Raw genomic sequence first — 12,585 nt, forward strand, 5'->3', positions numbered from 1 at the left:
ATGCGCAGTCTTTTACCGCTCAACAGCACGCCACTGGAGCGCGCTATTGAGGCGACATTCATTGAGCAAACGCTGATCCCGCTGCGCACGTTGTACAACCCCGATACCTGTCCCGTGCATCTGCTGCCCCACCTGGCCTGGGCGTGGTCGGTCGACCGTTGGGATCCGGACTGGTCGGAGCCGGTCAAGCGCGCGGCGATTAAAGCCTCGTTCTACATCCACAAACACAAGGGCACCATCGGCGCACTGCGGCGGGTGGTCGAACCCTTGGGTTATCTCATCGAGGTGCTGGAGTGGTGGCAGACCGTGCCTTTGGGGATCCCGGGTACTTTCGCCCTGAAGGTCGGTGTGCTGGACACCGGGATCACCGGGGAAATGTATCAGGAGTTGGAGCGTCTGATCGACGATGCCAAGCCTGTGACCCGGCACCTGACCGGGCTAGCGATCAGCCTGGAAACTCAAGGCACTTTGAACATTGCGGTGTCGCTCTCCGAAGGCGACGTAATCGACGTTTACCCGCCGGTGATGCGTGACATCGAAGTCACGGGCCGCTTCGGTGTGGTCGGGCGCGAACACTCCATAGACACCCTGGACGTTTACCATGATTGATGCGAACTCGCAGTTTTTCGCCATCCTCACGAACGTGGGCATGGCCAAGCAGGCGAACGCCGACGCGCTCGGCATTCCCTGGAAGATCACCGAAATGGGCGTCGGGGATGCCAACGGCACCGACCCGATCCCCAGCGCAACACAAACCCAACTGATCAGCGAATGGCGCCGCCGGCCGTTGAATCAGCTCAAGACTGATCCGGCTAACCCGACGGTACTGATCGCCGAGCAGATTATCCCGGCCGATGAGGGCGGGAAGTGGATTCGCGAAATTGGTCTGTACGACATCGACGGCGATCTGGTGGCGGTGGCCAACTGCGCGCCGAGTTTCAAGCCGCTCCTGTCGCAAGGTTCGGGCCGCACGCAGATTGTGCGGATGAACTTCATTGTCACCAGTACCGGCAACATCACGCTTAAGATCGACCCGGGCGTGGTGGTGGCGACGCGTGACTACGTCGATCAGAAGGTATTGGAGGAGCTGGGCAAGCAGGACTTTAAACACTCGGTGCGGGTGGCGACTACGGTCAACATCGCGCTGGCGGGGCTTCAGACCATTGACGGGGTSRCCYTGGTTGCCGGTGATCGCGTGTTGGTGAAAAACCAGGCCGCASCCAAGGACAACGGCCTGTATAGCGTGTCTGCGGCGGGTGTGTGGACGCGTAGCGCGGATGCCGATAGYAGTCTGGAAGTCACGCCCGGGTTGTTTGTGCATGTCGAGCGCGGCGGCCTTAACGGCGACAGCATTTGGCAACTGGTGACGGATGCGCCGATTGTCCTGGGCGTGACGGATTTGCTGTTTGAAATGGCGGCCGGGCGTACCGGTGTCAATACCGGAACATACCGCAGTGTGACTGTGGACAAATACGGACGGGTGATAGCCGGTACGAATCCCACCACTATCGCGGGCTATGGCATCACGGATGCTTTCACCAAGACGGAAGTGGCCGCGGCTATCAGTGCCGCAACCGTTCAGGTGGTCACTTCTGTTTCGGCGTCTAAGACGCTTACGGCTCAAGAGCTTGGGCTTGTTTTGGTTGATGGCAGCGCGGGCGCGCTCGCATTACAGCTGCCGGTGGCTGATGCAGGTTTGGGCGTCCRTGACGTTATAGTGCGGCGCGTCGACAACAGCGTTAATCGCCTGGTGGTCCAGGCGAGCGGTACAAACAAAATAAAATTTCACACACACCTTTCTGCGACGGGTTATCCATTTTTCGTCCTGATGGGGGCCGGAGATTGGTGGCATCTGCGCAGCGATAGTGCCGGTAGCTGGTGGCCCGTCGGTCGCTGTGACAGTACCTCGCTTGGTCGGCCGGTACTTGAGACGACTGTTCTGTTGAATCCGGGCGGCTGGGGCGCGATTGCCGGCGTTGCTGTACTTCGTGCCGAATGGCCTTGGTTGTGGGACCACGCTCAACAGTCGGGAATGCTGACCACTGAGGCAGCCAGAGCTGGTATGGAAGGCGGATGGACCTCGGGCGATGGCTTAACAACGTTGCGCGGTCCGGAACTACGCGGCGAGTGGTTGCAGGTTCTGGACGAGGGGCGCGGTGTTGATCTGAATCGCGTGGCGGGTAGTTGGAAGATGTCCGAGAACAAGGCGCACACCCACGGGCTTTCTGGCGCTGGTAACTACGGCACGCAGATGATGGGCGGCGGTACCAACAACTATTCGCAGTGGACTCCCGGTACCACCGCGTCCAGCGGTGGGGCAGAGGCTCGTCCTCGAGGCATTGCCTATCCGGGCCGAATTAAAATGATCTGAGGTTCTGATGAATATCTATTTGTTTGATCCGCTCGGCATTCTGGCGGGGCCGTTCGAGTGGTCTGAGTTTCCGGAGATTCCGGGGTTTGGCCAACATCTGCCGGGCAATGCCATTCAGCTGGAAAATGCTCTCGACCAGCCAGCGGCTGGCCATGTATGGGCGCTGGTCGATGGGGAGCCGCAACAATTGGCCGACTATCGCGGCATTGTTTACCACACGGATACCGGTGCCGAGGAAGAGCATTTCGAGATTGGCGATCTACCCGAAGGACTGACCGGTAAACGCTGGCCGGGTCGGTTCTACGTGTGGGCTGATGGGGACTGGGTTCTGGATGAGGCGGCGCAGATTGAAGCGGCGCGCGCAGTTGAGCGGGCGTGGCGCAATGCGCAGATCGCCGCGACTGACTATCTGGCAATGCCGGATTACCCGATCACCGCTGAACAGCGAGCCGACCTGTATGCCTACCGCCAGGCGTTGCGCGATTGGCCGGATGTGACGCTGTTCCCTGATCTGTCAGGCCGCCCCCAGCCCCCCGCATGGATTGCCGGCTTGGCCCAATAACGCCCCGCACTGACGGGGCGTTTTCTTTTCCGTTACCAGCAATTCGAACATCCCTGACAGCCTCGCGTATACGGGGCTTTTTCATTCCTGGAGATTGAGCCTCATGAGTTTCTTTCACGGCGTCACGACCACCTCGGTCGATACCGGCGCGCGCACCATCTCGTTGCCGTCGTCCTCGATCATCGGTCTGTGCGATACCTTCACTCCAGGTGTCCTCGGCGGTGGCACGGCCAAAGCCGGCGAGCTGAAGCTGATCACCACCGAGCGCGAAGCGATTGCCGCGTTCGGCGCCGGTGCGGCGATTACCAAGGCCTGCCAGGCGATCTACGCCAAGGCCAAGGCGGTGATCGTGGCCATCGGCGTGGCCAAGCTGGAAGACCCCGCGCTGCAAACCTCGGCGATCATCGGCGGGGTACTGGCTTCCGGTCAGCGTACCGGCTTGCAGGCGTTGCTCGACGGCAAAAGCCTATTTAACGCGAAGCCGCGACTGCTGATCGCGCCAGGTCATTCCGCCACCCAAGCGGTGGCCACTGCCATGGACAGCCTGGCGCAGAAGCTGCGGGCCATCGGCATCATTGATGGTCCCGGCACCACGGACGAGGCCGCCATGGCCTACGCCGATAACTTCGGCAGTCGCAACCTGTTCATGGTTGACCCGGGTGTGCAGTTCTGGGACGCCGACACCAGTAAAACGGTCGATGCCCCGGGCTCGGCCTGGACGGCGGGCCTGTTCGCCTGGACCGACGCCACCTACGGTTTTTGGGCCTCGCCGTCGAACAAGGAGTTTGTCGGCATCACCGGCACCACCCGCGCCGTCGAGTACCTGGATGGCGACGACACCTGCCGGGCCAACCTGCTCAACAACGCCAACATCACCACGATCATTCGCGACGACGGTTTCCGCCTGTGGGGCAACCGCACGCTGTCCAGCGATGCGAAGTGGGCATTCGTTACCCGCGTTCGCACGCTGTTCATTCTCATGGACGCCGTGCAGGCCGGCCACAAATGGGCGGTCGACCGCTCGATCACCAAGACCTATGTCAAGGATGTGACTGACGGCCTTGAGGCGTTCATGCGCGACCTGAAGAACCAGGGCGCGGTGATCAACTTCGAGGTGTACGCGGATCATGAGTTGAACACAGCCAGCCAGATCGAGCAGGGCAAGGTGTACTGGCGCATCCGCTTCACCGACGTGCCGCCGGCTGAGAACCCGAACTTCCTCTTCGAAGTCACCAACGAATGGATGACCGAAGTGCTTGAAACCGCCTAAGGAGGCCACCTGATGATTCCTGAAGTTCTGTCCAACTGCGCCGGGTTTATCGACGGCGTAAGTTTTTCCGGTGAAATGCCGAGCCTCACCCTGCCCAAGGTGGTTCTGAAGATGGACACCTACCGGGGCGGCGGCATGGCCGGTGAAATCGAGATCCCGACCGGCGTGGAAAAGCTCGAAGCCGGGTTTACCACCAACGGTGTACGGCGAGAGGCGTTGAAGTGGTTCGGCCTCTCGGACCGCACTGCGTGCAATGCCGTGTTTCGTGGCTCGTTCAAGGGCCTCAAGGGCAAGGTCACCCCGGTCATCGTCACCATGCGCGGCGGCCTCAAAGAGGTCGATATGGGGGATTGGAAACCCGGTGAAAAAGCCGAAAGCAAACACAACATGGCGCTGACCTATTACAAGCTCGAAGTCGATGGTCGGCTGATCTACGAGATCGACATGGTCGGCATGGTGCTGGTGGTCGACGGCGTCGATCAACTCGCGGAAGAACGTTCGGCCCTGGGCCTTTAAGGAAAAAACATGACTCAAGCAATGGTCAAAGACTCGCTGCCCAAGTGGCTGCAAATTACCGAAGACGGCTTTCGCATCGCCCTCAAATACCCGACCGAGCTGAGCGGTGTGCTGGTCGACAGCATGTCGATGCGTGCTCCCTGTGTACGCGATATCCGTGCCGCGCAGGCCACCTGCAGCGGTGATGAGGAGAAACGTGAGATGTCGCTGTTTGCCTCGCTGACCCAAACCCCAGAGGCAGATCTGATGGCGCTCAAGCTGGTCGATTACATGCGTCTGCAGGGCGGCTATTTTCGTCTGGTCCAAGACGACGGCGTTTGATGCAATCACGTTGAAAACCCTGGCCAAACGGGTGGCCAAAGAGACCGGATTCTCGGCGGCCGAGATTATGGCCATGCCATTCAACGAACTGGTGTGGTGGCTCACGGATTGAGCCACTGTTCATTTCTCCGACGCATAGGGCACGCATATGGCGAACAAACTGGCGCTTGGCTTTGTCATCGGTGGCGCCGTCGATTCAACGGTGGGCAAAGCGTTCAAGGACGTCGAAAGTAAAATCAAACACCTGGACGCGGTGGGTACCAAAGCCCGGGTGTTGCAAAACACCATCGGCGACACGATCCGTTTGCGCGAGGAGTGGCGCAAGGCGCATATGGCCGGCGCCGAAGGCGCGGGAAAGCTGCTGACCAAACTGGAAAAGAACCTCGAGCTGCTGAAGAAACAGGGCATCGAGGTCGGTCGGCTCAACAAGGCCTACACCGTGATGGGCCGGGTCGCCGCCGGGGCTGAACTGAAGGCGCTAGGGCACAGGCAACTGGAGGAGGGGCGTTCGGGCCTCAAGAGCAGCGTCGGTCAGGCCGGGGCCATGGTCGCCGCCGTGGCCATCCCGACCAAGGTCAGCGCGGACTTCAGCGCGATCATTCGTGACATCGCGATCAAGGCCAACATTGCCAACGATCCCAAAGAAACGCAGATGTCCAAGACGATTATCGACACGTCACGGGACACCGGCATGGCGCGCAACCAGGTGGCCGAGGTGGTCAACGCGTTGGTCGGTGCCGGCATGGAGCTGGACAAGGCCCTGCAATACGCGCCGACGGCTGCCAAGTTTGCGATTGGGCAAGGGTCGGACGGCGGCGAAACCGCGCGCATGATCAACGCCCTGGGGCAGAACGCCAAGATCACTGACCCGGCCATGATGCAAAAAGCCCTGGAGGCAATCGCTTATCAGGGGCAGGCGGGCAGCTTTGAAGCGGCCGACATGGCTAAGTGGTTCCCTGAGCTGCTCGCCGGCATGGGCAAGCTGGGCATCACCGGCATGGACTCGGTGACGCAACTGGGCGCAATGCTGCAGGTGCAAATGAAAACGGCCGGCGGTTCCGATGAGGCGGCCAATAACCTGAAAAACTGGATGGAAAAGATCGGCTCGGGAGAGACGGTCGCGGCCTACAAAAAGGCCGGGATTGATTACCAGGCGTCGATGACCACCGGCCTGCAAAGCGGTATGTCGACGCTGGAATCGAGTTTTGCCCTAGCGCAGAAGTACATCGCGGCGACCGATCCAAAGAAAGCGGCGGCCATGGCGCAAGCCACGGCGAAGATCAGCAAGGAGACGGACCCGGAAAAGGCCAAAGCCATGATCGCGTCTCTGGAGCAAGCCTTGCGCACCGGTGACCTGTTTTCGGACATGCAAGTCAAGGCGGCTCTCACTGCGTACACGCAGAACAAGGACCTATACAGCAAACTGAAAAATGACTCGGCGCAGGCGGTCGGTATTCTCGACAAAAACCTGGCGGAACGCCGGCAGACGTCCTCACAAAAATGGGCCGAGATGGCCCAGAGCATGGATGACGGCATGCGCAGCATCGGCGATGCGTTGCGGCCGGTGACCGACGCCGTGGCCGAGGGCATTGCCAGCGTGGCCCGTCGCCTGACCGAATTCTCCGATGCAACCCCGCGTCTGGTGACCGGCATCGGTGCCGCTGTGGCCGGGTTGGTCGCCCTGAGTACTGTGGTCAGCGCGTTCAAAATGGGCAAGGGCCTGATGAACATTGGGCGCGGAACCTTGTTGGGCAACCCGAATATTCCGCAGAAGGTGATTGTCACCAACATGTCCGCCCTGGGTGGCGGACTGGAGGCCGGCGACCTCGATGCTGGTGGCGGCAAGGGTAAGAAGGGCGGTAAGGGCGGCAGTGTGGGGCGCGGTGGCAGTATCGCGGCGGGCATGAAAGGGCCGGCCGCATTAGCGGTGATCGACGCCGGCTTCAAGGCCGTCGACACCTACAACAACGCCGTGACACCGGACGAAAAAGCTCAGGGATACGGCGAGGCTGCCGGGGGATTGGCCGGCACGCTGGCCGGCGCGGCGGCGGGTGCGGCCATCGGTACGGCCGTGCCGCTGATCGGCAATATCGTCGGCGGACTGATCGGCGGTTATCTCGGTTATATGGGCGGTGATGCCCTCGGCGGTTATGCCGGCAAGTCGATGTTTGGCTCCGATAAAGCGCTGAAGAGCCTGCCGGCCGCAGGGCCGCTGATGATGACCAATGCCGGGCAGAACATCCCGCCGGTGATGGGCGATATCGCTCGTTCGTTTGCGCCGACTAAATCCGCCGCTACGCCGGGCCTGTTGCCGGAGCGGGAAGCTGACGGCCCCGCGTTGGGCGATGTCACACGCTCCCTGAGCAAACCTACGGCGCCGAGTGTGCCGGCGTTGTTGGCCCCGGTTCCTGCAGCACCCAAGGCCGAGCCGCCGAAGATCGAGCAGCGGGTGGAGATTCAGGCCCCGCTGCACATCACCGTGCAAGGCGACGTGAAAGATCCGGCGCAATTGGCGCGGGAGCTGCAGCCCTACATTGATCAGCAATTGCGCCAGTCCACCCAGCAGCTGCAGAACCGCACGCTGTATGACGAACCGCATGTGTAACGAGGAGGGCCAATGGCCTATATGGAGCAACTGCAGTCGGGGCTGAAATACCTGGCGACAGCCGGCGAGAGCGGACGGCGTAGCCTGGACGGCATGCTAGGACCGGTCAACGGTGCCATCAGTGAAATCAGTGGTGCGGCATCGGAGTTGGAAGGCGTGCCGTTTGTGGGGCCAGTGATCGGGCAGAAGTTGCAACGGGTGATGCGCGGGGTCAACGCCGCGCAGGCCAAAGTGGGTCAGGTGGTCGCCACCTACAACAAGGCCTCGCGTGCCGTATCGCAGATCGATGAGCGCATGGGCCAGTTGAAAGAGCAGGCCGCCCGCGCGTCCACGGCAATCAACAAGATCGCGGGCAAGGTCAGTCCCGCGCTGGCCAACATCGTGCCCACCGGTTCGCTGGCCGGCGACAGTACACCACTGCCGGAGGCGGTCATGCCGTTTCCGCACCTGTTGATCGTCCAGCCGCTGGACCCCAAGGCGCCGCCTTATTATTTCAATCTGGACACCGCTGCCTTTGATGAGCTGCGACGTTCGACCGAGTTTCGTTGGGCCGCGCAGGAACGCCTGGGGCGACGCCCGGCACAGCAAGCGGTCGGCATGGGCGAAGAAAAAATCACCCTTAAGGGGGCGATCTTTCCCGGCTTCAAGGGCGGGATCAAGCAACTGGACACCCTGCGTAGCCTCGGCGCCCAGTTGAAGCCCCTGACCCTGACCACCGGTTATGGCGACGTGCTCGGCACCTGGTGCCTGAAGAACGTTGAAGAAGAACAGAGCGCGCTGCTGCAGGGCGGGATCCCGCGCAAGCAGGCGTTCACCTTGGAGTTTGCACGCTATGGCGACGACCTGCAGAACGTCTGACGGGGACCTGCTCGACACCTTGTGTTACCACGTTTACGGCCACCTTGCGGGCACCGTCGAAGCGGTGCTGGATGCCAATCCGGGGCTGGCCGATGAGCCACAGCCCTATCGAGCCGGTGTGCTGATCACGCTGCCGGACCTGGCGGCGCCTGCACAGAACCAAATAGCGCTATGGGATTGATGGTCTACACTCCTGCCGCTTGATTCCTCAAGCTCCTTACTTTCTTACCCGCCTTGCGCGGGTTTTTTTTTGGAAAAAATCCATGACCCCTGTTTTTCGTATTGTGGCCAATGGAGCGGACATCACGGCCCTGATCAACGACCGGCTGCTGCAACTGAAAACCACCGACAAGCCCGGTATGGAGTCCGATGAGTTCGAGCTGCGTATCGACGACCGCGACGGTGCTGTAGCACTACCGCCACGCGGAGCCGGCATTGAGATCTTCCTGGGCTACGCCGAAACGAAATTAGCCCGCATTGGCCGCTACGTCGTCGATGACATCGATTTCTCAGGACCGCCGGACACCTTGGTGATTTCCGGCAAAGCCAGCGACATGCGTGGCAGTGGCAAGACCACACGGAGCGGCAGTTGGGAAGACGTACCGCTGTCGCGCATCGTCGCCGATGTCGCCGCGCGTAATGGCTGGCAACCGGTGTGCCCGGTGCAGACCAAGGTGCCCCGGGCGGATCAGCTCAACGAGTCGGATTTCAACTTCATTACCCGCCTGGCCAAGCAGTACGACTGCACGGCCAAGGTGGCCGACGGCAAATTGCTGGTGATGCCGCGGCAGGGTGGGGAGAGCGCCTCGGGCAAGGCGTTTGGCGTGGTCGTGATTCGTCGTCGTGACGTCAGCCGCTTTCAGTTTCGGCTGGGTGATCGCAATGCCCACAAAGCGGTGTCGACCAAGCACCAGGACAAGAAGAACGGAAAACTCGTTGTGGTCACCCTGGACAACGACGACTCGCCGGATGGCCTGCCGCCCGTGCACACCGACCGACACATCTACCCGAACAAATCCGCTGCAGAGGCGGCCGCCAAAGCACGACTGACAGCCTTCAACCGGTCAACGGCCGGGGTTCGACTGGAAATGGTCGGGCGCACCGATCTGTTTGCCGAGCGCACGATTGATGCCCAGGACTTCAAAGTCGGTTTCGACGGTGAGTACCTCGTGGACTCAGTGGAGCAGGTGTACACCCAGTCTGGCTGGAGCACGACGGTCGAATGCAACGGCGGCAAGAAGGGCAAGGCAAAAGCTAAAGGCAAAAAGAAAAAAGCGGCGAAGGATCTGAAGGTCGTTCAGCTCCAGCGGTAGCGCCGTAATCTCAACCAGGTGGAGACCCGCGATGTCACTCACAGAGCAACAGCTACAACGCATCATGCCCAACGCCCGCCGCCAAGCGGGCGTTTTTGTATCCGCCCTCAATGCCTCCATGATGAACCGGCAGATCAATACGCCGAAACGGCAGGCGGCGTTCCTCGCCCAGGTCGGTCACGAGTCGGGTCAACTGCAGTACGTCCGCGAGCTGGGCGGCGATCAGTACCTGAGCAAGTACGACACCGGCAACCTGGCCGCAAATCTGGGCAACACGCCGGAAGCGGATGGGGATGGCCAGCGCTTTCGCGGTCGCGGCCTGATCCAGGTCACCGGCCGCAGTAACTACCTGCGTTGCAGCCTGGCCTTGTTTGGCGACGAGCGATTGCTGCGGACCCCTGAGCAGCTCGAGCTGCCACAGTGGGCCGCCGAGTCGGCCGCGTGGTTTTGGTGGGTACGTGAGCTGAACGCGCTGGCGGATCGGGATGAATTCAATGCGATCACCCGCCAAATCAACGGCGGACTCAACGGCCTGAAGGATCGGCTGGAGTTGTGGGCTCGGGCGAGGGCGGTGCTATGCGTCTCATCGACCTGATCCCGGCACCGTATCGGCTGCTGGCCCAAGGTGTGCTGCTGGCCGCTTTGACCGGCGGGTCTGCCGCGTTAGCGTGGCAGGTCCAGGACTGGCGCTACGGTCGCCAGCTTGAGCAGCAAGCCCGCCTGCAGGCTGAAACCTTCAACCAACTGACTATGGCTGCTGCAGCGCAGCAGCAAGCCGAGCAGGACAAACGTCTCGCCCTGGAACAGCGGCTTTCGGCCAGCGAACAAACCCATTACCGAGTCTTGCGCGATGCCCAACGTGATCAAGGTCGCCTGCGCGACCGTCTTGCCACTGCTGATCTGCGCTTGTCAGTCCTCCTCGACACCACCGATGCTGCCAGCGGCTGCGCAGTGTCAGCCGCCACCGCCACCAGCGGCGTGGTTCATGGCCCCACAAGAGCCCAACTTGACCCAGCGCATGCTCAACGAATTATCGGCATCACCGATGCCGGCGACCAAGGATTGATTGCCTTGGCGGCCTGTCAGGCCTACGCCAAAGAAGTCTCAACACCGAAGTGAAAAAGAGCGACCGGAGTGGATGCGTCAACATCCAAACCGGTCGCCGTCGCTGCAGATGGTCCCTGCAAGTCCAGCCAAGGCTCTTACTCCGTGCACGAAGCGCGGCGAGCCTAGCACCTGTTTATCCATACAGTAAAGGTCTTGCTCTCAATGTCTACACCCATCATCCCTTGGATGGGCGGCAAACGCCGCCTGGCCGATCGTCTCATTCCGCTCTTCCCACCTCACGAATGCTACGTCGAAGTTTTTGCCGGCGGTGCCGCGCTGTACTTCATGCGGCCTCAGGCCGCGCCGGTTGAAGTGCTCAACGACATCAACGGCGACCTGGTCACGCTGTACCGCGTCGTGCAGAACCACCTCGAAGAGTTCGTGCGCCAGTTCAAATGGGCGCTCAGCTCGCGCCAGGTGTTCGAGTGGCAGAAGATGACCCGCCCCGAAACCCTCACCGACATCCAGCGCGCCGCCCGATTCTTCTACCTGCAGCATCATGCCTTCGCCGGCAAGGTCACTGGGCAGACGTTCGGTACCGCCACCACCGGCCCGGCGATCAACCTGCTGCGGATCGAGGAAAACCTCTCGGCTGCCTGGCAGCGCCTGTCCGGCACCTACGTCGAAAACCTGCCTTGGCTGGAATGCGCCGAACGCTACGACCGTGCTCACACCTTCCACTACATGGACCCGCCTTACTGGCAGACCGCTGGGTATGGAGTGGACTTTCCGTTTGAGAACTATGAGCGAATGGCCGAATTCATGCGCCGATGCAAAGGCAAGGTGATGGTCAGCATCAACGACCACCCGGACATCCGGCGGGTGTTCGAGGGCTTTCACTTCGAGACGCTGGACATCCGTTACTGCAACAGCAATCAGCGGCAGGGGAAGGCTGAGGTGAGCGGTGAATTAGTGATAATGAACTGGGAACCTACAGCGTTGGGAGGGTTGTTCTAACGCTGAACAGTGCGTCCGCTACACTCCGATTTACTTATCGGGAGAGCAGGGTTGCGATGAACGAAATTAATACAGCACTCATTGCGGTGCTTGGCGTGCTTGGCGGTGCCTATATCAACAATTTTGCGGCTGAAGACTTCCGTCGTTTTAGAGATAGTCAAGCTTTAGCGGGAGCTCTGGCGGGAGAGCTCGCTTCGATCCGAGTGTCCTTCCCTGATTTGCTTACTGCTCTCAACAATATGAGGGCGCAAGTCCAGGCTCGTGAACCTCTGGACCTGCAGGAGTTTCCGCAAGCGTCCAGTCCTATCTTTGAAGCAAATGCTGGGAAAATCGGCTTGCTTTCCGCCGTTCTGGCGAGAGAGGTGGCTTTCGTTTATGAGCGTGTTCAAGCGTTCCGAGTATTATTTCACCATCTTTCAAAGCATCACAAGGATATGAAAGACGAGCAGCGCATAGCACTGGTCCAAAGTTGTATCCAGTTGGTCGATGGTGGAAAGGAAAAGATTGAGGCACTGGTCGACAGTCTGGACGACCACACTCATAAAGCATGGAACCCTCCCAAGCTTGCGAGGCTAGGCATTTGGGTAGTGATCGGGGTCGTCGTAATGGGCGCCGTTAGGGTCAGCATTTCCATCGTGCCGGCCTTCTATACGTGGGTATATCCTTGGATAGCACGAGTTTTCACGTAGTCGTAAGTGGCGCACC

Annotated in this window: 14 protein-coding genes; all 14 read left to right on the plus strand. The window is 60.6% G+C overall.

The window, feature by feature from the left end; genetic code table 11:
- Entirely contained in the window at positions 1 to 609 is a 609-nt protein-coding gene (locus AC1DIS_RS01245; RefSeq protein ID WP_477746536.1) for a phage tail protein I, read from the plus strand.
- Positions 602 to 2,371: a phage tail protein gene (locus AC1DIS_RS01250; protein WP_477780722.1), complete on the plus strand. Its 1,770-nt coding sequence runs from the start codon at positions 602 to 604 to the stop codon at positions 2,369 to 2,371. Before AC1DIS_RS01245 ends, AC1DIS_RS01250 begins: the two co-directional genes overlap by 8 nt.
- A gap of 7 nt (positions 2,372 to 2,378) precedes the next feature.
- Positions 2,379 to 2,933 carry a phage tail assembly chaperone gene (locus AC1DIS_RS01255; RefSeq protein WP_477746538.1) on the plus strand — a complete coding sequence of 185 codons (555 nt, stop codon included), beginning with the start codon at positions 2,379 to 2,381 and terminating at the stop codon, positions 2,931 to 2,933.
- A gap of 103 nt (positions 2,934 to 3,036) precedes the next feature.
- Positions 3,037 to 4,203 (plus strand): phage tail sheath subtilisin-like domain-containing protein, encoded by a 1,167-nt coding sequence (locus tag AC1DIS_RS01260; protein WP_414868134.1) that lies wholly within the window; start codon positions 3,037 to 3,039, stop codon positions 4,201 to 4,203.
- A 12-nt stretch (positions 4,204 to 4,215) separates the two neighbouring features.
- Positions 4,216 to 4,719, plus strand: a complete 504-nt coding sequence (locus tag AC1DIS_RS01265; RefSeq protein ID WP_192351817.1) for a phage major tail tube protein — start codon at positions 4,216 to 4,218, stop codon at positions 4,717 to 4,719.
- A 9-nt stretch (positions 4,720 to 4,728) separates the two neighbouring features.
- On the plus strand, positions 4,729 to 5,040 hold the full coding sequence (locus tag AC1DIS_RS01270) for a phage tail assembly protein (RefSeq protein ID WP_477746539.1): 312 nt from the start codon (positions 4,729 to 4,731) through the stop codon (positions 5,038 to 5,040).
- A 148-nt stretch (positions 5,041 to 5,188) separates the two neighbouring features.
- Positions 5,189 to 7,645 carry a phage tail tape measure protein gene (locus tag AC1DIS_RS01275; RefSeq protein WP_477746540.1) on the plus strand — a complete coding sequence of 819 codons (2,457 nt, stop codon included), beginning with the start codon at positions 5,189 to 5,191 and terminating at the stop codon, positions 7,643 to 7,645.
- 12 nt (positions 7,646 to 7,657) lie between these two features.
- Complete coding sequence (locus AC1DIS_RS01280) at positions 7,658 to 8,503, plus strand: phage tail protein (protein ID WP_477746541.1); 846 nt, start codon at positions 7,658 to 7,660, stop codon at positions 8,501 to 8,503.
- Positions 8,478 to 8,684, plus strand: coding sequence for a tail protein X (locus AC1DIS_RS01285; protein ID WP_477746542.1), 207 nt, complete (start codon positions 8,478 to 8,480; stop codon positions 8,682 to 8,684). Before AC1DIS_RS01280 ends, AC1DIS_RS01285 begins: the two co-directional genes overlap by 26 nt.
- An 82-nt stretch (positions 8,685 to 8,766) precedes the next feature.
- Positions 8,767 to 9,816, plus strand: coding sequence for a phage late control D family protein (locus AC1DIS_RS01290; protein ID WP_477746543.1), 1,050 nt, complete (start codon positions 8,767 to 8,769; stop codon positions 9,814 to 9,816).
- Positions 9,817 to 9,847: 31 nt separating this feature from the next.
- Positions 9,848 to 10,411, plus strand: a complete 564-nt coding sequence (locus tag AC1DIS_RS01295) for a glycoside hydrolase family 19 protein (protein ID WP_477748758.1) — start codon at positions 9,848 to 9,850, stop codon at positions 10,409 to 10,411.
- Positions 10,393 to 10,935, plus strand: a complete 543-nt coding sequence (locus AC1DIS_RS01300) for a lysis protein (protein WP_477746545.1) — start codon at positions 10,393 to 10,395, stop codon at positions 10,933 to 10,935. The genes AC1DIS_RS01295 and AC1DIS_RS01300 overlap by 19 nt, the downstream gene beginning before the upstream one ends.
- Positions 10,936 to 11,085: 150 nt before the next feature.
- On the plus strand, positions 11,086 to 11,880 hold the full coding sequence (locus tag AC1DIS_RS01305) for a DNA adenine methylase (protein WP_477746546.1): 795 nt from the start codon (positions 11,086 to 11,088) through the stop codon (positions 11,878 to 11,880).
- A 56-nt stretch (positions 11,881 to 11,936) separates the two neighbouring features.
- On the plus strand, positions 11,937 to 12,569 hold the full coding sequence (locus AC1DIS_RS01310) for a hypothetical protein (RefSeq protein WP_477746547.1): 633 nt from the start codon (positions 11,937 to 11,939) through the stop codon (positions 12,567 to 12,569).
- The last annotated feature ends 16 nt before the right edge of the window (positions 12,570 to 12,585 follow it).

The sequence above is a fragment of the Pseudomonas sp. 05N433 genome (genome assembly GCF_056396925.1).

Excerpts from the sequence above, each read along its gene's own strand:
- AC1DIS_RS01245 (WP_477746536.1), top strand. The coding sequence starts at position 1 with ATGCGCAGTCTTTTACCGCTCAACAGCACGCCACTGGAGCGCGCTATT.
- AC1DIS_RS01260 (WP_414868134.1), top strand. The coding sequence starts at position 3,037 with ATGAGTTTCTTTCACGGCGTCACGACCACCTCGGTCGATACCGGCGCG.
- AC1DIS_RS01295 (WP_477748758.1), top strand. The coding sequence starts at position 9,848 with ATGTCACTCACAGAGCAACAGCTACAACGCATCATGCCCAACGCCCGC.
- AC1DIS_RS01290 (WP_477746543.1), top strand. The coding sequence starts at position 8,767 with ATGACCCCTGTTTTTCGTATTGTGGCCAATGGAGCGGACATCACGGCC.
- AC1DIS_RS01300 (WP_477746545.1), top strand. The coding sequence starts at position 10,393 with ATGCGTCTCATCGACCTGATCCCGGCACCGTATCGGCTGCTGGCCCAA.
- AC1DIS_RS01255 (WP_477746538.1), top strand. The coding sequence starts at position 2,379 with ATGAATATCTATTTGTTTGATCCGCTCGGCATTCTGGCGGGGCCGTTC.
- AC1DIS_RS01310 (WP_477746547.1), top strand. The coding sequence starts at position 11,937 with ATGAACGAAATTAATACAGCACTCATTGCGGTGCTTGGCGTGCTTGGC.
- AC1DIS_RS01305 (WP_477746546.1), top strand. The coding sequence starts at position 11,086 with ATGTCTACACCCATCATCCCTTGGATGGGCGGCAAACGCCGCCTGGCC.
- AC1DIS_RS01270 (WP_477746539.1), top strand. The coding sequence starts at position 4,729 with ATGACTCAAGCAATGGTCAAAGACTCGCTGCCCAAGTGGCTGCAAATT.
- AC1DIS_RS01280 (WP_477746541.1), top strand. The coding sequence starts at position 7,658 with ATGGCCTATATGGAGCAACTGCAGTCGGGGCTGAAATACCTGGCGACA.
- AC1DIS_RS01285 (WP_477746542.1), top strand. The coding sequence starts at position 8,478 with ATGGCGACGACCTGCAGAACGTCTGACGGGGACCTGCTCGACACCTTG.
- AC1DIS_RS01265 (WP_192351817.1), top strand. The coding sequence starts at position 4,216 with ATGATTCCTGAAGTTCTGTCCAACTGCGCCGGGTTTATCGACGGCGTA.
- AC1DIS_RS01275 (WP_477746540.1), top strand. The coding sequence starts at position 5,189 with ATGGCGAACAAACTGGCGCTTGGCTTTGTCATCGGTGGCGCCGTCGAT.